The 19720-nt window shown below is 60.2% G+C and carries 18 protein-coding genes (1 of these 18 cut by a window edge); 5 read left to right on the top strand and 13 right to left on the bottom strand.

Annotated features, from left to right (window positions below):
• Nucleotides 1–121 carry the start of an acireductone synthase gene (gene mtnC, locus TX72_RS09870; protein ID WP_011128822.1) on the bottom strand. Its footprint begins 617 nt before the window's first position, so the window shows 121 of its 738 coding nt (coding positions 1–121); its start codon is at nt 119–121; its stop codon lies off the left edge, out of view.
• Nucleotides 118–753: a methylthioribulose 1-phosphate dehydratase gene (gene mtnB / locus TX72_RS09865; protein WP_011128821.1), complete on the bottom strand. Its 636-nt coding sequence runs from the start codon at nt 751–753 to the stop codon at nt 118–120. Before mtnB ends, mtnC begins: the two co-directional genes overlap by 4 nt.
• Nucleotides 754–784: 31 nt before the next feature.
• Here mtnB and mtnA point away from each other — a divergent pair, with 31 nt between their 5' ends.
• The gene (gene mtnA / locus TX72_RS09860) at nt 785–1798 is read left to right on the top strand and encodes an S-methyl-5-thioribose-1-phosphate isomerase (RefSeq protein ID WP_042503812.1); all 1014 of its coding nucleotides are present in this window, start codon (nt 785–787) and stop codon (nt 1796–1798) included.
• Here the strand turns inward: mtnA and TX72_RS09855 are convergent.
• Both TX72_RS09855 and TX72_RS09850 read right to left on the bottom strand, forming a co-directional pair.
• A complete protein-coding gene (locus tag TX72_RS09855) occupies nt 1789–2625 on the bottom strand; it encodes a DNA-formamidopyrimidine glycosylase (RefSeq protein WP_011128819.1) in 837 nt (278 codons plus the stop codon). The two genes, mtnA and TX72_RS09855, sit on opposite strands and share 10 nt — an antisense overlap.
• A gap of 5 nt (nt 2626–2630) precedes the next feature.
• A complete protein-coding gene (locus TX72_RS09850) occupies nt 2631–2840 on the bottom strand; it encodes a photosystem I reaction center subunit IV (protein ID WP_011128818.1) in 210 nt (69 codons plus the stop codon).
• Nucleotides 2841–2940: 100 nt separating this feature from the next.
• Here TX72_RS09850 and TX72_RS09845 point away from each other — a divergent pair, with 100 nt between their 5' ends.
• Both TX72_RS09845 and TX72_RS09840 read left to right on the top strand, forming a co-directional pair.
• Nucleotides 2941–3981: a hypothetical protein gene (locus tag TX72_RS09845; protein ID WP_011128817.1), complete on the top strand. Its 1041-nt coding sequence runs from the start codon at nt 2941–2943 to the stop codon at nt 3979–3981.
• A 47-nt stretch (nt 3982–4028) separates the two neighbouring features.
• Nucleotides 4029–5510 (top strand): RecQ family ATP-dependent DNA helicase, encoded by a 1482-nt coding sequence (locus TX72_RS09840; protein ID WP_071820877.1) that lies wholly within the window; start codon nt 4029–4031, stop codon nt 5508–5510.
• A gap of 1 nt (nt 5511) precedes the next feature.
• On the opposite strand, the gene TX72_RS09835 is transcribed toward TX72_RS09840, so the two are convergent.
• Both TX72_RS09835 and TX72_RS09830 read right to left on the bottom strand, forming a co-directional pair.
• A complete protein-coding gene (locus TX72_RS09835) occupies nt 5512–6510 on the bottom strand; it encodes a muramidase family protein (RefSeq protein WP_011128815.1) in 999 nt (332 codons plus the stop codon).
• A 97-nt stretch (nt 6511–6607) separates the two neighbouring features.
• Nucleotides 6608–7957 carry an aldehyde dehydrogenase family protein gene (locus TX72_RS09830; RefSeq protein WP_173358528.1) on the bottom strand — a complete coding sequence of 450 codons (1350 nt, stop codon included), beginning with the start codon at nt 7955–7957 and terminating at the stop codon, nt 6608–6610.
• A gap of 84 nt (nt 7958–8041) precedes the next feature.
• Here TX72_RS09830 and TX72_RS09825 point away from each other — a divergent pair, with 84 nt between their 5' ends.
• Complete coding sequence (locus TX72_RS09825) at nt 8042–9703, top strand: alpha-amylase family protein (protein ID WP_011128813.1); 1662 nt, start codon at nt 8042–8044, stop codon at nt 9701–9703.
• On the opposite strand, the gene TX72_RS09820 is transcribed toward TX72_RS09825, so the two are convergent.
• Both TX72_RS09820 and TX72_RS09815 read right to left on the bottom strand, forming a co-directional pair.
• Nucleotides 9646–11223, bottom strand: a complete 1578-nt coding sequence (locus tag TX72_RS09820; RefSeq protein WP_011128812.1) for a glycerol-3-phosphate dehydrogenase/oxidase — start codon at nt 11221–11223, stop codon at nt 9646–9648. The two genes, TX72_RS09825 and TX72_RS09820, sit on opposite strands and share 58 nt — an antisense overlap.
• The gene (locus TX72_RS09815) at nt 11216–12721 is read right to left on the bottom strand and encodes a glycerol kinase (protein WP_011128811.1); all 1506 of its coding nucleotides are present in this window, start codon (nt 12719–12721) and stop codon (nt 11216–11218) included. The genes TX72_RS09820 and TX72_RS09815 overlap by 8 nt, the downstream gene beginning before the upstream one ends.
• A gap of 51 nt (nt 12722–12772) precedes the next feature.
• Here TX72_RS09815 and TX72_RS09810 point away from each other — a divergent pair, with 51 nt between their 5' ends.
• Nucleotides 12773–14179: a glycoside hydrolase family 13 protein gene (locus tag TX72_RS09810; RefSeq protein WP_011128810.1), complete on the top strand. Its 1407-nt coding sequence runs from the start codon at nt 12773–12775 to the stop codon at nt 14177–14179.
• A gap of 336 nt (nt 14180–14515) precedes the next feature.
• Here TX72_RS09810 and TX72_RS15030 read toward each other — a convergent pair whose 3' ends face one another.
• From TX72_RS15030 to TX72_RS09785, 5 genes are all read right to left on the bottom strand, one after another.
• Entirely contained in the window at nt 14516–14698 is a 183-nt protein-coding gene (locus tag TX72_RS15030; protein WP_148228874.1) for a hypothetical protein, read from the bottom strand.
• Between the two features lie 102 nt (nt 14699–14800).
• A complete protein-coding gene (locus TX72_RS09805; protein WP_011128808.1) occupies nt 14801–14983 on the bottom strand; it encodes a DUF4278 domain-containing protein in 183 nt (60 codons plus the stop codon).
• A 240-nt stretch (nt 14984–15223) separates the two neighbouring features.
• Nucleotides 15224–15889 carry a hypothetical protein gene (locus TX72_RS13645; protein WP_225867696.1) on the bottom strand — a complete coding sequence of 222 codons (666 nt, stop codon included), beginning with the start codon at nt 15887–15889 and terminating at the stop codon, nt 15224–15226.
• Nucleotides 15890–16920: 1031 nt separating this feature from the next.
• Entirely contained in the window at nt 16921–17802 is an 882-nt protein-coding gene (locus tag TX72_RS09790; RefSeq protein ID WP_042503808.1) for an LOG family protein, read from the bottom strand.
• Between the two features lie 39 nt (nt 17803–17841).
• Nucleotides 17842–19230, bottom strand: a complete 1389-nt coding sequence (locus TX72_RS09785) for a PhoH family protein (protein WP_011128804.1) — start codon at nt 19228–19230, stop codon at nt 17842–17844.
• Nucleotides 19231–19720 lie beyond the last annotated feature (490 nt).

Raw genomic sequence — 19720 nt, 5'->3', positions numbered from 1 at the left:
CCTGGTGGTCATTCAGATAGCTGGATAATGATTGCTTGGCATAAGGAAACAGCACCTCGCTTACAAAGCTGACCGGACACGTGGTTCCTTCGATATCAATAAGCAAATGAGTAATGCTCATAGTTGCTGGCTTTTGGCCACGTTGAGTTGCACGTCAAGTAGAAACTCCAGGATTTCAAGATGACGCTCGGCGTCGGCCAGTGTTGTTCCCCAGGCATACAACCCATGGCCTGCCACAAGGATTCCATGGGATTGGGCGGGAAGGTGAGGCAGGAATGCATCCACCAGAACCTCCATGGATTGGCTGTTGCTTACAACGGGGATATTGATACGGGTCGCATGGGTGTTAACCCCTTCCAACCCCTTCTGCATTTCCCATCCTTCAAGGGTGACGTGACCGATCTGTTGATGGGTTTGCGACAGCACCGTGGCGGCGATGGAATGGCTGTGAAGGACTGCGCCTGCGCCTGTTTCTCTTACAACGGCCAAGTGCAGGGCAGTTTCAGCGCTGACGCGGCCGTTGCCTTCGACAATCTCTTGGCTCTCATTGACCACGATCAGGTCATCAACCTCCAATCGACCTTTGTCCACACCGCTCGGGGCCATCAACAGCCGACGTGGTTCCCGTTGCAGCACAACACTGAAGTTGCCTCCGGTGCCATCGCACCAACGCCGTTGATGCAGGCGTCGCGTCGTTTCGATCAGCTCAGATCTGATGCAGCGGCCGTCGTCCAAGGGATGCACCTCCTCCATCTTCTATACAGGAAACAGCAGCTGCACTCCGTTGACGCTTCCCCCCAGCCTTCGATGGACTGGAGATCATCTGGAACTGCTGGATCAACGGCGGCTGCCTGAGGAGGTCAGCTTCCTGAAGCTGCACCAATGGCGTGATGTGGCAGAAGCCATCGCCACCATGGCGGTGAGGGGTGCACCTGCCATCGGGGTGGCGGCGGCATGGGGTGTCGTGTTGGCTGCCCAGGCCAACGAGGATCTCGATCTGGCCGTTTCAGTGCTGAAGTCTTCACGCCCCACCGCGGTGAATCTCGGCTGGGCTCTGGACCGGATAAAGGCATCCCCTGCCGCCCAAGAGCCGGTGGATCCGCAAGGGCTCGCGGCCGTGGCAGCTGCTTTGGAAGCGGACGATCGCGCCCGCACGCAGACCCTTGTGGACCACGGCGTTGGTCTTCTCGCTTCAGGCAGTCGCGTCCTCCATCACTGCCATACCGGCGCGATTGCCACGGCAGGGGTTGGAACCGCACTGGGGGTGATCGCTGCTGGCCATGCTCGGGGTGTGGTTCGCCACGCCTGGCTGGATGAAACACGGCCCCGCCTCCAGGGAGCAGCCCTGTCGGCCTGGGAATTGGGATGTCTGGGTGTGCCGTGCACCGTGATCGTCGACGGTGCCAGCGGTCTTCTGATGCGCCGCCAGGAGGTCGATGCCGTGCTCGTGGGGTGCGACCGCGTGGCGGCCAACGGCGATGTGGCCAACAAGGTGGGCACTTACAACCTTGCCCTGGTGGCCCGCGCCCACGGCATTCCCTTCTACGTCTGCGCCCCCGGCAGCAGCATGGACCGCAGCACATCGGATGGTGATGCCATCACCATCGAAGAACGTCCTCAGGAGGAAATCACCCAGCACCGGGGCCAGCGGTTGGCGGCACCTGGCGCAGCGGCCTGGAATCCCGCTTTCGACATCACCCCCGCCCATCTGGTCACGGCATTGATCACAGAGTTCGGTGTGATCCGCCCGCCTTATCGCGACGCGTTGCAAGCCCTCCCCCTGGATCGTCAGCCCTGACAGGTCGGGCACCAATGGGTGCTGCGTCCCGACAGCTTGTCCCGTCGGATGATCGTGCCGCAGCGCCGACACGGTTCTCCCCCTCGGCGATACACCCAGGCCTGGCCTCCGTAATTGCCGTTGACGCCCTCCAGATCACGGAAGTCACTGAAGGTGGTGCCGCCGGCACCAATGCTGGTGGTGAGCACCTCCACCAGGGATGAGCGCAACCTCTCAAGCTGGGCAAGCGTGAGCCGTCCAGCGGGGGTCAGCGGGGGGATGCCCGCCGAGAACAGGCTTTCATCGGCATAAATGTTGCCCACACCTGCCACGAGGGCCTGATCCAGAAGTGCTGTTTTGATCGGGCGGCTGCTGTTCTTCAGTTGCCGCTTGAGGTATGGAGCGCTGAAGGCCTCGCTGAACGGTTCCGGTCCCAGCCGCGCCAACCCCGGGATTCCAACAGTGAGCTCCACGTCGGGAGGGACCCACCACATCTCGCCGAAACTCCGCACATCAACGAAGCGCAGTTCGTGGCCGTTGGCGTTCCAGAAGCGCACGCGGGTGTGCGTGCAGGGAGTGCTGGGCTCCTCGATCCACTGAAACTGCCCAGTCATGCGCAGATGAACCCCCCAAATCCCGCGGTTGGGTTCAAGCGCTGCCATCAAGTACTTTCCGCGCCGGCTCCAGGTTCCGACCCTTGCACCAGTCAGTCCCACCAGAAAGGCAGCGACACCGCCACTGCTGGCAATCGCTCGCGAGCGGCAGACCTCGACGCGTTCAATTTCAAACAAAGAGAGACGGTCCGCCAGACCTCGGCGAACCGTCTCGACCTCAGGGAGTTCCGGCAATGGCCTCAGGCCAGCTCGAGCTCAGCTTCTGAGAAGTTGTTGGTGTTCACGCCACCGTCGGTGCCATCGATGCCGGTGTAGTTGACCTTCTCGAAACGCACAACGACCGGATAGCGGATGCCGGATGTGTCGATCGAGGCGACGGTGCCGACTTCATTGAACCAGTAGGACTCTGGACGCTTGATGCGCACCTTGGCTCCGCGGGAGATCGCCATCGCTGGGCATAAAAGGGATGCAATCGCGAGCGTATCGCCTGGACTGGGACACGAACCGCCTGCGTCACAGAATGTCGTCCCGCTGCCCAGTGCATCGCTCTTGACCAGCTCTGTTGTGCCTGACCCCCCCGCGTTGCAGCTGGATCTGCCGGATCCTGACCGCGATGACATCAGCACGATGGAGTTCCTGGCCCGGCTGGAGCAGGCCTGGGCGGTGTGCGATCGCTTTGATCTGCAGACGGAGATCTGGCGTGGCCGCATTCTCAAGTCGGTGCGTGACCGGGAAAAACGCGGTGGCGAGGGCCGTGGTGCCGGCTTTCTCCAGTGGTTGCGGGAGCGGGAGATCAGCAAAACCCGTGCCTACGGACTGATCCAGCTGGCGGAATCGGCGGAGACCATGTTCAGCGAGGGGGTTCTGGAGGAATCCAGCGTCAATCAGTTCTCCAAGCGTGCCTTCATGGAAACGGCCCAGGCGGCTCCTGAGGTTCAGCTGATGATCTCGGAAGCGGCGAATGAAGGACAGGACATCACCCGCAAGCAGGTGCGGCGGCTGACCGACGAATTCACTGCAGCCACCAGTCCGCTGCTGCCAGAGGAGATCCGCCAGCGCACCCAGGAGAATCTGTTGCCGCCCAGGGCGGTGGCTCCGTTGGTGCGAGAGCTGGCCAAGTTGCCGGAACCCCAGCAGGAGGATCTGCGCAAGGTTCTGCGGGATGAGCCGGAACTGGACCGGATCAAGGACGTCACCAGCACGGCCCGCTGGATCACCAAAGCCACCGAGTCCGGTGTGGCTGTCCGGGCGTTCCAGCAGGGAGAACTGGATCTCGAGAAAGCGATGCAGGAAGCGCAGCGTCTCGATGCTTTGGGCCTGCTGGCTGATGCCGTTGGACAGGCCCAGGCCCTGGAAGCTGCGGTGCTGAAGCTGCACACCTCCTGGCGGCGACTGGGGGGGCTTCAGGAACGGCTGTGGGTGGAAAGCGGCAGCAGTACGCCGTATCTCAGGGATGTGCTGAATGCTTTGCAGTCCCTTAGTGGTGCCACGTTGCGGGTGTCCCTTGGGGAGTTGGCCGGGGGCAAGAAAGTGCGCTTGCAGCTGGTGGAGGAAGCGCCGGATCAGTTGGAGCCACCACCGCTGCCCTGACGCCAGATGTTGTGGCCGTTACGCTGGGGCCGCTAGATCTGGTGGTTGTGGATTCGCTTGAGACCGCTCTCCACACCCATTTCGGCTGGTCTCGCTTCCGGGCAGGTCAGAGACCTGTGGTGGAAGCCGTCCTGAGCGGACGGGATGCCCTGGCTGTGCTGCCCACCGGAGGGGGGAAATCTCTTTGTTACCAGCTGCCTGCGCTGATCCGAGGGGGCCTGGTGGTGGTCATTTCACCGCTGGTGGCCTTGATGGAGGACCAGGTCCTGCAGCTGCGGCGTCGGGGCATCTCCGCAGCCTGCCTCCATGCGGGGCTTGATCCAGTCCGGCGCCAGCAGGCGATGGCTGCGCTGCGGGATGAAAGCCTCCGGCTGCTTTACCTGGCCCCTGAGCGCCTCCAGGGAGAGGCAACCCAGCGCTTGCTGGAAACCCATGCCGCTGAGGGACGCCTCGTGGCCCTGGCAGTGGATGAAGCCCATTGCATCAGCGCCTGGGGCCACGATTTCAGGCCTGATTACCGGCGTCTTGGCCTGATCCGCCGCCTCTGTCCTGGGGTGCCCATGCTGGCGCTCAGTGCCACGGCTGCCCCCCGCGTGCGGGCCGACATCCTGCGGCTGCTCGACCTGCGCAGTCCGTTGGTGCAGGTCAGCTCCGCCCGTCGCGAGAACCTCCGCTATGCCATGCAGCGGCGGCCGCGGGATCCGATGCCGCAGGTGCTGGAGGCACTGGAGCAGTCCCGTGGTGCAACGTTGATCTACGCCCGCACCCGTCGCTCCGTGGAGCATTGGGCTGAGCGCCTGCAGGGCCAGTCTGTGGAGGCAACCCCGTATCACGCTGGTCTGGACCCAGCCACGCGTCAGACCGCACTGACGCAGTTCCTGGAGCAGGAGAGGCCTGTGCTTGTGGCCACGGTGGCCTTCGGTATGGGGGTTGACCGCGGTGATGTGGGTCTGGTGTTGCACCTTGACCTCCCGTCGACACCGGAGGGGTATCTCCAGGAGTCCGGCAGAGCTGGGCGGGATGGTCAGCCGGCCCGTTGCCTGGTGCTCTTCTCCCCAGGGGATCGCACCAGCCTGGGCTGGGCGATGCAGGCTGCCGCCGGACAAGGGACCACCGCCGATGAGCGGCATCGTTTGGATCTGGCTCAGCAGCAGTTGCGTCGGATGGAGGCGGTGGCTGAAGGGGAGATGTGTCGTGAGCAGGCGCTGCTGTTGGCGGTGGGTGAGCTGGTGGATCCCTGTGGCCGCTGTGATCGATGCTCCGCCTCACCCAAGCGAAAGGATTGGTCCCGCCAGGCGACAACGCTGTTGACACATCTGGATGATCTCGATGGAACCGACATGCGGCGCCTTGGTGAGCATCTGGCCCTCCACGAAACCGGTCAGGGGGAGCGCTGGACCTGGTTGGCCAGGCGCCTTGTGCAAGAAGAGCTCATCCGTGAAAGCAACGACGGGGTCCAGCGACTGCAGCTGCGGGACAGCGGTCGCCGCTACCTGGAGCGTCCTTGGCCTTTGGATTTTGCTGCTTGATTCAAGCCCTGGCCTGACAGCGGTCCTTGAGCAGATCCTTCTCAAAACGGCTCTTGGGTGAGGCCCACGTCTTCCAGCTGCCGTCAGCTCCAGTGACATTCAGCTTTCCTGCGTCGCAGTTCACTGCCAGGTAGAGAGCCTGGCCTTCAGCATTCAGGCTGGGTACCACCTGGCTGCCTCCCATTGGCTGCCAGTTGGCCCAATCCACCTGCAGTGGGCCATAGGTCCGCCAATCAGCACCTTTGGCGACCGTGGTGGGTTGCGGTTGAGCCTTTGGCTTGCTTTTGGTGATGGCTTGCGTTGACCTGCTGGTGGGTTGGGGTTGAGGGTTTGCGTTGGGTTTGGGCTCCGCCTTGACCACCTCTTTAACCACCGTGGTGTTTGGAGTGGTGGAGTTTGAAGGCCCACTGCTAGCCAGTGGTTGCTCCGGGGATTTCAAATAAAGCCTGGTGCCAACGGTCACCTTGTTCGGATCGCTGATGGCGTTGATATCGATCAGGGTGGCCACTGGCAGTTGGTAGGCCCTGGCGATCTGGGTGAGCGTCTGCCCGCGCCCCACGGTGTGCTCGCTCGCCCCTGGAGTCACTTGAATCGGGGCCGGCTTCGGCTTGGCTTGAGCGATCACCGCGTTGCTGGGAAGCTTCAGTGTTTGTCCAACCTCCACGTGGTTGGCGTTGCGCAGGCCGTTCACGAGCATCAGATCCCTGCTGCTCACGCGGTAGCGGGCAGCGATGTCGCCCAGGGTGTCGCCTGGCTGAACCCGGTGGCGCCCTGGGCCTGCACTCACCCGTGGACCGGGGACTTCAAGTCGGCTGCCTGCTTCGATGTGATCGGAGTAACGCAGTCCGTTGAGGCGCATGAGCTGACGGGTACTGACCCCGTAGCGGTGGGCAATCTCCGAAAGCGTTTCACCGGATTGCACCGTGATCGTTGCGGCTGTGGCCGCCAGCGGGAGAAAGGCCGTTAGCAGCACAAGACCAGCGAGACCCTTAAAGCCCATGAATCCCTAGCAATTGCCTGAACGATACGGTGCCTGAGTTGATGCGCCAGCCCTCAAGAGCGACTGCTGCAGCAGGGAACTCGGCATTGCCGTCACGTCATCCGGCCAGCCGCCTCAACAGGTTGAGATCAATGCCGTAAGGGGGGTAGCGCAGCTTGAAATCCAGGCGGAAGGGGCGGCGCAGCACAGCCTTGGCATGGCTGAAGGTGTCGAAGCCAGCCTGGCCGTGGTAACTGCCCATGCCGCTGCCGCCCACGCCCCCGAAGGGCAGGTCCGGCACGCCTGCCTGCATCACCACATCGTTGAGGCAGACCCCACCGGAACTGGTGGTCTCCAGCACCTGCTGCTGCTGCGCCTCATTGCCTCCAAAGAGGTACAGAGCCAAGGGCTTTGGACCCTGGCGGATCTCGGCCAGGGTCTGAGGGAGGTCCGCCAGCTCCAGCACCGGCAGCAGGGGACCGAACAGTTCATCGGCCATCAGGGGATCCTGACGGTCGTCAACACGAATCACTGTGGGAGCGATGCGCCGCTGATCACGGTTGATCTCTCCGCCGATCAGGACGCGACCCGCCTGTTGCGCCTGGTCCAGCAGAGCCTCCAGACGTTGAAATTGGCGGTCATTGACGATGCAGGCCAGTTGCTCCGACGCCAGGGGGGCGGTTCCGTACATCTCGGTGCGGGCTGAGTCCATGGCCTTCAGGAGTTCTGCCTTCAGCCCGGGCTGCACGATCAGGTGATCCGGCGCGATGCAGGTCTGGCCGGCATTGAGGCCCTTGCCCCAGATCAGCCGTCGTGCGCTCACCGTCAGATCCGCCCCCTCCAGCACCAGGGCAGGACTCTTGCCGCCGAGTTCCAGTGTCACCGGGGTGAGATGGGCAGCGGCCCCCTCGAGCACCTTGCGGCCGATGGCGCCACCGCCTGTGAAAAAGATGTGATCGAACGGCAGGGCCACCAGCGCTGCTGCGACGGCTCCATCCCCCAGGTCCACCCGAACCACCTCAGGCTCGAAGTGCTCCGCAATCAGACGGCTGATCAAGGCCGCGACGGCTGGTGCGTGTTCGGATGGCTTCAGCACCGCCGTGTTTCCGGCCGCAAGGGCGCAGATCAGGGGCTGAAGGGTCAACGAGAAGGGATAGTTCCACGGACCGATGATCAGGACGCAGCCCAGGGGCTCTGGGATGACATCCGCTCGGCCAGGGCGCTGGGCCAGAGGCACCGTGACGCGCCTCGGACGCATCCATCGGCGCAGTTGGCGCTGGGCCAGCTTGAGTTCCTGGCGCAGCGCAACGATTTCGAAGAAGGCCTCGGTGGGCGGTTTGCCCAGATCCGCTGCCAGGGCTGCCAGCACCTCCTGTTCGTGCTGCTCGACCAGCTCGCTGAGGCGCTGAAGTTGCTCCTGTCGCCAGGTCGCCGCTCGAGTGAGACCACGCCCCACGCTGTCCTGCATGCGGCGGAGTTCGTCGATGGACAGGGTCACAGGGCTGACGATTAGGCCCGTCGGGTCTAGCAGTGGTGCAGCGGCATCCGGGGGATGAGCCAAACCATGCCGTGGTGGACCGGCACGGTCATCTATCAACTGATCGTGCGCAGCTTCGCCGATGGCAACGGTGATGGCATCGGCGATTTCAAGGGTCTGGCTTCGCGCTTGCCCTATCTGCGCTGGCTCGGGGTGAAGACGCTCTGGCTGACACCCACGTACCCATCTCCCTTACGGGATGGTGGCTACGACATCACCGACTTCAAGGACATTCACCCTGATCTGGGCGATCTGGCGTCGTTCCATCGGTTTCTGACGGCAGCCCACAGCCAGGGCATGCGCGTGATTCTCGATCTGGTGCTGAACCACACCAGCGACCTTCACCCCTGGTTCCAGCGAGCCCGCTGGGCCCCCAAGGGCAGCACTGAACGGGATGTGTACGTCTGGAGCGACGACCCATCCCGCTACAGCGACGCCCCGGTGCTGTTCCGGCACTTTGAAGCGTCCAACTGGGAGTGGGACCCAGTGGCGGAGCAGTACTACCTGCACCGTTTCCTGAGCCATCAGCCCGACCTCAACTACGCCAACCCGTGGGTGCAGGAGGCCATGCTCGAGGTGGTTGACTTCTGGCTGGAGCGTGGGGTCGACGGCTTTCGCCTTGATGCGGTGCCGTTTCTGTTTGAGGAGGAGGGCACCCGGTGTGAAGGGTTGCCGGAGACCCATGCCTTCCTGCGGCGTCTGCGGGCCCGTGTGGATGCCATGGGACGAGAGGTGCTGTTGCTGGGGGAAGCGATCCAACCCGTGCAGGAGGCAGCCCCCTATCTGGCGAAGGACGAACTGCACGGAGCCTTCAACTTCGTGCTCACAGCCCATCTGTTCGCTGCTGTGGCCTCCGGCAGCACTCGCCAGCTCGGGGACTGTCTCAACGAGGCGGAACACGCGGTTGATGGCCCGCGCTGGGCCCTGCCGCTCCGCAACCACGACGAGCTCTGGCTGGGGGATGGGCACCTGATCCCCGACGAGGTGATCCAGTCGATCCGGGTGGGCTTGCCCCAGGGGCAGGGGCATTGGCTCAACTGGGGCATCAACCGTCGATTGGCACCGCTGCTCAATGGCGACCCCCGCTCCAACCGACTGCTTCACGGACTGATTTACAGCCTTCCAGGCATGCCCTGCCTGTATTACGGCGACGAGCTGGGGATGGGGGATTGGCCGGGGTTACGGGATCGGGATCCGAACCGCACACCCATGGCCTGGACACCTGCCCGCAACGGTGGCTTCTCCTCGGCTCCCGACCCTTTGCTGGTGCTTCCGCCGATCACAGCTCCTGGGTACGACTACCGAGTCGTGAACGTTGAGGTACAGAAACAGCTGCCGGGTTCCTTGCTGAACTGGCACCGCCGCATGCTCACTTGCCGGCGTTTGCTGCCGGCCCTCGCCCATGGATCATTGCAGCTGTTGCCGTGCAGCCATCCCGGTGCCTTGGTTTACGTCCGCGCGACTGAGGCCATGACGGTGTTGGTGGCGGGCAATGTCACGGCCGCCGGAGCCTCCTTCAGCCTGGATCTCACGGCCTGGGAGGGCTTGCGGACTCGCGAGGTGATGTGGGGCTGTGAATTCCCGCTGGCCAGCCGCGAATGGTTTGTGAATCTGTCTCCTTACGGCATCAACTGGTGGTTGATCGGCGAGGTGGATACCGCTGTGCCCGTGAGCTGATCCAGTCGCTCCTCCACCAGGGGTTGCAGCCGGCGGGCCTCCGCCAGATCCACCATGGCAAGCCGGCAGCGCCGGGATAGCACATCGCTGGCACTGCGCGAATGTTCTCGTTGGATGGCGTGATCAATCTCTCCCTGGCAGAGGGGGATCACGCTGCTGAGCGGTTGGCGCAGAGTCGGATCGACCCGACTGATCATCGGCAAAGCCTGCAGCCCATGGTTGCTCTGCAGATGGGTGATCTGCTGATCCCTCAAAGGCCCGTCCGGCAGCAGATCCTTCAGTTGGCCGGCCTGCTCCATCAGCAGCTGTCGCGTTTCTGACGGTGTGTCTGCGCTCCCGAGCAGATTGAGTTGTTGCGGCGCTCCAAGGGGACGACCCATTTGGGCAGCAACCGCCTGCAGGGTGTCGTCGGCCATGGGTCGGCAGGTGGTCCACTTCCCCCCCATCACGCTGACCAGACCACAGGGCAGTTGCTCCACCTCGTGCTCCCGCACTACGCGGCTGCTGTTGAGGCTGTCCCCTGCAGGGCGGAGCAACGGCCGACCTCCGGCCCAGCGGCTCGTCACCGTGGGATCGGACACGGCCGGGAACCACTGGCGCACATAGCCAAGCAGGTAGGCCTCCTCCTCGTTGGTGGGGGTGGTGGCTGCATCGATGGCGCAGGGGGCATCGGTTGTGCCCACCAAGGTGCGGCCGTGGAACGGCAGCATGAACAACACGCGTCCATCCGCGGTGGATGGCACCAGCAGCCCCTGACCTCCAGGACAGAGGTTCTGCTTCAGCACAAGGTGGCAGCCACGGCTGGTGAGCATGCGCGGGGCTGCTTGTGGGTCGGCCAGTTGGCGGATCGAATCAGCCTGGATTCCGGTGGCATTGACGATCACGCCAGCGGCCCAGTGCTCCTGCATCCCCGTGTCGGTTTCGCTGATGGCAGCGCTCAGACGCCCATCCGCTGATCGCTCAAATCCCACCACTCGGCAGCGGGTGCGCAGGCTGGCTCCTCCCTGTTCGGCGGTGCGTGCCAGCAGCAGATTCAACCGGGCGTCATCGAACTGCCCATCGCTGTAGGCGACCCCTCCTCGGCCGGGTTTCAGCATCGGCAGGGACTCCTGCAAGGCGTCACGGCTGATGCCACGGCTGCGACCGATGCGTTGCTGGCCGGCCAGTAGGTCGTAGAGACCCAGCCCAGCCTGGTAGTACAGCTGACCCCACAGCGTGTCTGTGGGCAACACCAGCTCAAGCCGGTGGGCAAGAAACGGCGCCTGCTCCAGCCAGTGACCACGCTCCAGCAGTGCTTCTCGGACGAGCTGCAGCTGGGCCAGGTCGAAGGTCTTGAACGCCAGTTCCAGGTAGCGGACTCCGCCATGGAGAAGCTTGGTGCTGCGGCAGCTGGTGCCACCGCCGATGTCGCCGGCATCCAGCAACGCCACCGTCAGTCCCCGGCGCACGGCCTCCATGGCCACCGAAGCACCGCTGGCACCGGCACCGATCACCAGTAGGTCAACGTTGTGATCAGCCATGCCAGCCCAGGCTGCGGTTCACGGCGTCATTCCAGCGGTCACGTTGAAGCCTGCGCCGCTCGGTGTTGATCTGCGGTTCGAAGCGCTGTACATCGTCCTGCCGGTGGGCGGCGATGGCGGACAGGTCGGGGATCAGGCCGCATTGCACACCGGCAAACAGAGCGATGCCGCGGGCTGTGCTTTCCAGGTTCCGGGGGCGGCGCACCGTCAGGCCGGTGCTGTCCGCCTGCGCCTGCAACAAGGGATCGGAGGCGGCAGCCCCCCCATCCACCGCCAGTTCCCCCAGGCCACGCCCGAGGGCCTCTCCCGCCAGCTCCACCAGGGTGGCCACCGACAGGGCGATGCCCTCCAGGGCGGCTCGGGCGATGTGGCCGCGGTTGCTGTCCCGCGTGAGCCCCACCAGCACACCGCGGGCCTGGGGGTCCCAGTGGGGGGTCCCCCAACCGGTGAAGGCGGGCACCAGCATCACCCCGCCGCTGTCCGGCACCGATTGCGCCAGGGCATTCACCTCATCAGCCTGCTCGATGATCTGCAAGCCGTCCCTCAGCCACTGCACCACAGTTCCTGCATTGAACAGGCTGCCCTCCAGGCAGTAGGTGGGTGTGCCGCTGGCATCGGTCCAGCCAAGGGTGCTGAGTAGACCGTCGCTGGAGCGGCGGATGCTGTCGCCGGTATTGATCACCAGAAAGGCCCCAGTGCCATAGGTGCATTTGGCTTCGCCAGGCTGCAGACAGAGCTGACCAAGGGTCGCGGCCTGTTGATCACCGAGGAGGGCCTGGATGGGCAATCCGGCGAAGGGAAGCTTCGCTGCGATGTGGCCGAACTCCCCACGACAGGGCAACAGCTCCGGTAGAGCGTTCGCAGGAAGACCCGTCTGTTCGCGGAATTCATCCATCCAACAGCGCTGCTCGAGATCCATCAGCAGCGTGCGGCTGGCATTGCTCATGTCACTGCCGTGGCGCTGTCCTCCCGTGAGGTTCCAGAGCAGCCACGACTCCACCGTGCCGAAGCACAGATCGCCCTGGGCCGCAGCGGCTGCCGCCTCGGGGTGATGCTCGAGCATCCAACGGATCTTGCTGGCGCTGAAGTACGGATCCAGCAGCAAGCCGGTGCGCTGGCACCACGCGGATTCGAGGCCGTCTGCTTTCCAGGCTTGGCAGATGTCTGCTGTACGGCCGTCCTGCCAGACCAGGGCCGGTCCGCAGGGGCTGCCGCTGCTGCGACGCCAGAGCACCGTGGTTTCGCGTTGATTGGTGATGCCGCAGCTCACCACGGCCCGACGTTGCTCCTCATCGAGCTGTTGGTGCAGATCCTGCAGTGCCTGCCTTTGGCTGTTCCAGATGTCGCCGGGGTGTTGTTCCACCCAGCCATCGGCGGGGTATTGGATTGGTAGGGGCGCCGTCGCACTGGCCACAAGGTCGCCCTTGGCGTCAAACACCGCTGCTCGGGAACTGCTGGTGCCTTGATCCAGCGCCAACAGGAGAGGCTGATCTGCCATGGCCGACTCGTTTCTTCCCTGCTAGCGAGGGGATTGCTTCCTGGAAAGGCCATGGCGTCCTCCACGCCCTTCCACGACCCACCGGCCTGGGTGGCGGATGCCGTGGTGTATCAGATCTTTCCGGATCGATTCCGCCGCAGTGGTCAGGTGAAGGCTCAGCAACATCTTGAGCTGAAGCCCTGGGGCAGTGATCCCCGTGAGCAGGGCTTTCAAGGGGGGGATCTCTACGGGGTGATCGAGGCGTTGGATCAGCTGCAGGCCATGGGCATCAGCTGCCTGTACCTCACGCCGATCTTCAGCTCCGCCGCCAATCACCGCTATCACGCCTACGACTATTTCGAGGTGGATCCCCTGCTGGGGGGGAATGACGCTCTGGATACGTTGATCGCAGCCTTACACCAGCGGGGCATGCGGCTGGTGCTCGATGGTGTGTTCAACCACTGCGGCCGTGGCTTCTGGGCCTTTCATCACCTGGTGGAAAACGGCCAGGACTCCCCCTACCGGGATTGGTTCAATGTGCACCGCTGGCCTGTAAAGCCGTATCCGGCCGAGGGCGAGGACTGCGGCTACGATTGCTGGTGGGCTGTGCCTGATCTGCCCAAGTTCAACCATGCCAATCCCGCAGTGCGGGACCATCTGTTGGAGGTGGGTCGTTTCTGGCTGGAACGGGGCATCGATGGTTGGCGTCTGGATGTGCCCGCGGAAGTGCCAGCCGAGTTCTGGGTGGATTTCCGTCGCGTGGTGCGGGAGGTCAACCCTGACGCCTGGATCGTGGGTGAGATCTGGGGTGATGCCCGGGAGTGGCTGCGGGGCGAGCACTTTGATGGGGTGATGAATTACCGCCTCGGCTGGAGCAGCCTCGGCTGGGTGGCAGGAGATCGGTTGAGGCAGGGATACCGCAATCCGGAGTACCCACTGAATCCCCTCAGTAGCGAGGATTTGATCGAAATCTGGAGCACCACGTCCGGTTGGTACCGCCCAGCCGTGAATCGAGCTCAGATGAACCTGCTCGATAGCCACGATGTTCCTCGGGCACTCCACAGCCTCGATGGAGATGTGAAGGCTCTGAAGCTCGCCCTGCTGCTGATCTTTCTGCAGCAAGGGGCCCCATGCGTGTACTACGGCACCGAATCTGGATTGTGCGGTGGCCCGGAACCCGCCTGTCGTGAAGCCTTTCCCTGGGGTGAACCCTGGCCTGCGGATCTGAGCTCAACCATTGCGGCCTTGGCTGATCTCCGGCGAAATCAACCCAATCTCATTCGCGGCGATCTGAAGTGGGAGCCGATCGGACGCGACGGACTGCTGGGAAGCACCCCTGGCGGTTTAAGCGTCTGGGTTAACCGCAGCACCACGACCTCGCTGCAGATTGATCCTGGGATTTCCAGAATCTGGAGTTGTGGCGCCTGCGATGGACAAGCTCTAGAGCCGCAATCTGCAGTGGTGCATCTGCAGGGATAAAAGCCCTTGTCGGCCCTTAAGTGTTGAACTGCATCCGCCAAAACCCTTGTAAATACTGACGTTTTGCTTCGGACTGCCCCTGAGGTTGGACTCGTTACACCGCACGATGCTCGCTCGTTACATCGCAAATAAACTTTATCCAAGGGCGTGTTTGTTGTTGCTTGGCTCGGTCACTTGATCGATGGACAATTGTTTCTGAGCGCAGCTATTAGCGGCTATTTAGGTCGTCGGGCTTGGATTTGACAATCACCTTAGGCTGGCAACTTTCACATTTTAATAAACAAAAGAGCCCCTGCATCTGCATGGGCTTTAATGCATCTAGGATTTTCAACCTTCTCAGGAAAGAATGGTAGAAGCGTCAATCTTCAGGCCTGCGCTTCTTGCGTCGTTGAGGAGTTCATCAACACAATCTTGACTGAAAACAGCTTGGCCACGAGCCAAAGCTTCCCAGCTTTCTTTCGAGAAGTGTGTTTGAAGCCAGAGCATGCCATGGACGCTTGCAGGGCTTACAGCAAGCATTCCTTTGGGAGAGCTCTGAGCGACTAAGTCCAAACCAGTCATTGGTGCTGGGCCTATTAAGCCCCAGCACCAGAGCCGCTGACTGTGAGTGCTGCTACCAAATCAGCGTGTGTAAGAAACGCCGCGGTAGGTGAGCTGAACGCCAGTGAGGGCAACGTTATGAAGAGCGGCCTCGTTCAGGCGCCCCTGGTAAACGTTGCGACGGTAGGTCAGCTGCACAGGGGATGTTTCAGCAGCCTTGTTCTGCTGGACGTACTCGTTGCCGCGATACAGAAGGGTTGTCATTGGGTGTTCCTCGAAGAAATCCAGGTCCCCGTTCCATGGCCTGGCTTGACTGCGCTCCGCGATAACGGAGTGAACGATTAGTAGCATCTGCTACCGAATTAAGCTACGCGCTTAGTAGCCGCGAAGCCAGGCTTGTTTCTTAAGCAATTCAGTAGCTCTAGGAGGTTCGTTCGCTCAAGCGCTGGGAGACGGTCAGCGCCAACCCAGGGGAAAGGCCCCTGCTCTGATGGGGCCTTTGATTCAGACTTGTCTCTCAGCCGGTGCTTTGGACTTACGCCTTGGTCGTTTGGGCTTCGCCATTGCCTCTATGACTTCAGCCTCGACAGGCGTTGGCTCAAGCTCAGCTGCAACCGCAGGAGTTGCAGTCAGAGCTGCTTGGGCCTTGGTCTGTGAGAGATGAAAGTAGGAAATGATGTCAAGTTGCTCGGAGTAGCCAAGCTTTCTCCCGACATCTGCATCAGGAACCCGCACACGGCAGTAGCCGGTTTGGTCTGAGGAGATGGTGCTCATGTTGATGAACGTTGCTCGTCCTTTCGGAACCAGCGTTAGCTGCACCCGCTCCGCCAGTTGGGCAGGAGACATGGCCTTGATGCAGCTCAGTAGTGAACTTGCAGCGTGGCTGTCAAAGCCTGTGCGGTAGCTCCAGCACTCGCCATTGATGGAGGTGGTGTGGACGATGAGCATCTCCCGTGGGTCGAAGCGCTCGTATTGCTGGGTGGTGATGTCGATCCGATTGAGGAAACATGTCAGGCAGTTAGGAAGCCAGACACGTTCGCCCTTATCGCCGAGGCAGTAAGCCGCACGGCCCTGGGATGCTGCACTAGCGCCTGCGATGAAGATCGTTTTGCGATCGTCATGGATCAGTCGTTCCTCTTCGTCCGAGAAGCCTGGGCAGTCTTGGGCCAATCTTTCTAGCTGCCCGTTACGAAGGACAGGAACAGGAGTGAATGTCATCTGGGTTGATTCCAGAAAGAACACCCACGCTCAAAGCCGGCGTTAGCCGGCGAGTTGCGACAGATAGCTTCGCTTAGCGCCTGTTTGTTGGCGCGGCAGGCGCAATCATTCCAGCCAGACACGTGTGCAGAACTCAGTGAAATGTCAGAAGCTCTGTTGTGTCTGGCATAGACAAGCCACCACTCCAAAAAGCAGAAGTCTTATCTCCAGTTTCTTTTTTTTACTCACCTGACAGGAACAAGTCTGAGGGGATTAAACCTCACGCAAAAATTTCACCAGATTTAGGGTCCTCAGGAGCGTTTTTTCAGTAGTTTATCAGGGGTAAAGAGCTAAGATACGGCGCTTACTGTTGTTATTGAGTGAAATTAGGTATTTCCTCAGAAGGCATCCATCCGGAATCTGCTAGCGGATCACTTGAGCTTTTTTCAAGCTGATCAGCCGATGGAAGCATGGCCAAGCGCCACTCCAACTCCTGCGAGTATTTCTTGCATTGATCAGCCCGCTGTTGATCACCAACACTAGTAAAATATTCGACTCGAACGTTCTCCCAGAGAATTGCATATTCGTAGTCGGATCTGCTTCTTAGGCGCACTCGGAAGTTCATCAAACAACTGTAGATGCATCAAAACTAGTAAGCAGAAGACAGCTACCCGATGGTTTTTGTCGCAATATTTTTCGTACTATCCGTACCAAGGCTTCACGGCGGACTTGAGTGCCAAACAACCCAGGTTTAATAAGACTAACTTGCAGGAGGATGGCCCTATTGTTCGTAACTTCCTAAAGAGGAAGGCCGCTCTTCCTGGTGAAAAGAAGGCCTATGTCGCGGGCTTACGCATCTTTAAACATGTGATGTGGTAATGGTTGAGAGACCAGACCACCCATGAAAGGAATAGGTTGGACTCTCTTGTTGATCGCTTTACATACCTCTACGAGTCAAGCACATAATAGCAACCAAATCGATATCAATTAATGGCATTGTTTCTTCATTGCCCGCGGACTGGCTCAGTGCTGCTTTGTATATATTCCCAGGCTTCCTCGGCAGTATCCGAAAAACGAATTAGAGCTAGGTCATCATTTGAAATTAAGCCTGATTCGGCGAGGTAGTCGAAGTCCACAAGCTTCGTCCAGAACTCTGTTCCAAATAACACAATTGGCATGCGTCCTTTAGTTCCAACTTGCCGCAAGGTCAGCAACTCAAACAGTTCATCAAGCGTGCCAAAACCTCCTGGAAATAAAATAGCTCCCACAGAGCGCATCACAAAGTGAAATTTGCGGAGTGAGAAATAATTGAATTTGAAGCAAAGATCTGGTGTGATGTAGGGATTGGGGTGTTGTTCAAAGGGAAGTGTGATGTTGAGTCCGATTGATCGGCATCCTGCATCAAATGCGCCACGGTTGGCAGCTTCCATGATTCCGGGACCACCACCAGTCACGATTACATGAGATGCGCAGCCATGGCCTTGCCCCTTGCTGGCCTGACCATGCTGGGACGCCAAGTAGGCAAATTGTCGAGCGGCGTCATAAAAACGAGAAAGTTCAATTAAGTGCTGAGCATTAATCACTTTCCTCTTTAGAGTTGATGAATTTGGATCTTGGTTAAAATTTTTCTCTGCATCTTTTAGCCGCTGATGAGCGGTGTCTCTGTCGACGATCCTGGCACCACCAAAGACAATGATCGTCGATTCTATCCCGGCTGTCTCCAGATGCAGATCCGGCTTGGTGATTTCAAGCAGCATGCGCACACCACGCATGACATTGCTGTTCATCAACTCGGGATCTTCATGGGCAATTCTGTAAGTAGGTGAATTCAGAATGGCATCCAGATTGGCTTGCTCAGGTGTTGAGGTTTCTGGAAATTGAGTCATTTGTTCAACAGTCATTAATAACGATGGTGTTGTCTTGCCTCAGAGGATGTTGGCGGCTAGTTCAGCCAGTTCACTGCGCTCTCCTTTGGTGAGGGTCATGTGTCCTACCAGAGGCTGATCTTTGAGCTTTTCCACCAGCCATGTGAGCCCGTTGCTTTCGGCATCCACGTATGGGTTGTCGATTTGATACGGATCACCGGTAAAGACAACCTTGGTTCCTTCACCCACCCGCGTGACGATCGTCTTCACTTCCAAGGGCGTCAGGTTTTGCGCTTCATCCACCACCAGAAACTGTTGGGGAATTGAGCGCCCGCGGATGGTGTTTATCGCTTCAACCTCCAACAAACCCATGCCTTGCAGATCAGCCCAGGCGTTGCGTGGTTCGCGGTGCCGCTGCTTCTTCTTCTGCTCAGAGTCCTCGCCGGGAGAAGAGCCGGTGATGAAGTCGATGTTGTCGATGATCGGCTTCATCCAAGGCCCAAGTTTCTCTTCAAGCGTTCCAGGCAGGTAGCCAATGTCTTTGCCGAGGGAGATTGGCGGACGTGTCACCAGCAGACGGGCGTAGTGATGGGTGTCGGCCACCTGGTGCAAACCAGCGGCAATGGCCAGCAGCGTTTTGCCTGTGCCTGCCTTGCCCACTAGGGTCACCAGAGCAACGGATGGATCGAGCAGCAAATCCAGCGCAAAACTTTGCTCCCGATTTCTCGCCTTGATCCGTCCCAAATGGGCACGATTCAGCCAGTCAAGTGGTTTAAGTGAGTTGCTGTTTCCTTGACGCCGGGCAAGCAAGGTGCGGCTGTCGTTGCGCTCATCCACCAGCACCACGCCTTCATTTGCCTGTGGGTGCTGCCCCTCTGGATCGGTGACAGCGTCCAGAGGGAGCTGACCCTCGTCATGCAGACTCGAGATCGTCACTGCATCAGTGCTGAGTTCCCGGAACCCTGCATAGAGGTCATCAATCGAGACGTTGTCATTGACGTAGTCCTCGGCTTGCAGGCCTACCGCGTCGGCCTTGATTCTCAGGTTGATGTCTTTGCTGATCAGCACAACCTCCGGGGCCTGTTTCAGCCCACCGCGCCGCAGCTGCTCAAGGGCCACTGCGAGGATGTTGTTGTCGCCGCCGCCCCCCTGAAGCTCTGCCGGTAAGGCGTCAAGAGCATGGGCCTGACAGAAAATTACCTGAAGCAGGCCGTGATTCGTGCCCTCAATGGGAACACCATCGGCAAGGCATCCGCGGTCTCGATAGGAATCCAGGAGTCTTGAAATTCGCCGGGCGTTTCGGCCTTTTTCAGAGTGATCTTTTTTAAAGCGATCAATTTCCTCAACCACTTGCATTGGGATCACAACCCTCAGATCTCCAAAGCGGTGTGGAGCCTCAGGATCGTGAAGCAGAACATTCGTGTCGAGAACGACGATTTTGTCTTTCATTAAATCTCACCATTGATTGATCAATTGGTGTTAAAAGCCATCAAGGTCGTGATTTGTATAAATTCCCGCTGCAGATTCATTTCACCCCGCAATTAAGACGCGGGGTGATCAGTGGATGTCAACAACAATTGTGGGCAAGTCAGTCAGGACTTGTTGTTTGAACCAAAGAGAACCGATTGCGTTGCCTTGATGACGTCAGCTGAGACTTGCTGTGCTCAGTCGTAGATCTTGCATCCAGGCGCAGTGGGGGACCTGTCGCAACGCTCCTCCCAGTACAGATCGTGCTGAGATTTCATCGCTTGATTGGGTTCATCAGCTTGCTCTGGCTGCGTCTTGTCAAATGCATTGAGGGGAATGCACAGATCGAAAAAACCTGAACAGATCGTGACCATCTTTCTCCTTGTCGCTGACTTATCTCTACTCCTTTCCACTCCTAGATCAATAGGTACTTTACTCATTCCGTTACATAGGCGAAAACTCCCTTGAGGGG

Origin of the sequence: Parasynechococcus marenigrum WH 8102 (genome assembly GCF_000195975.1) — a bacterium.
Lineage (GTDB): Bacteria > Cyanobacteriota > Cyanobacteriia > PCC-6307 > Cyanobiaceae > Parasynechococcus > Parasynechococcus marisnigri.
This window is presented reverse-complemented; position numbering and strand designations above follow the sequence as displayed.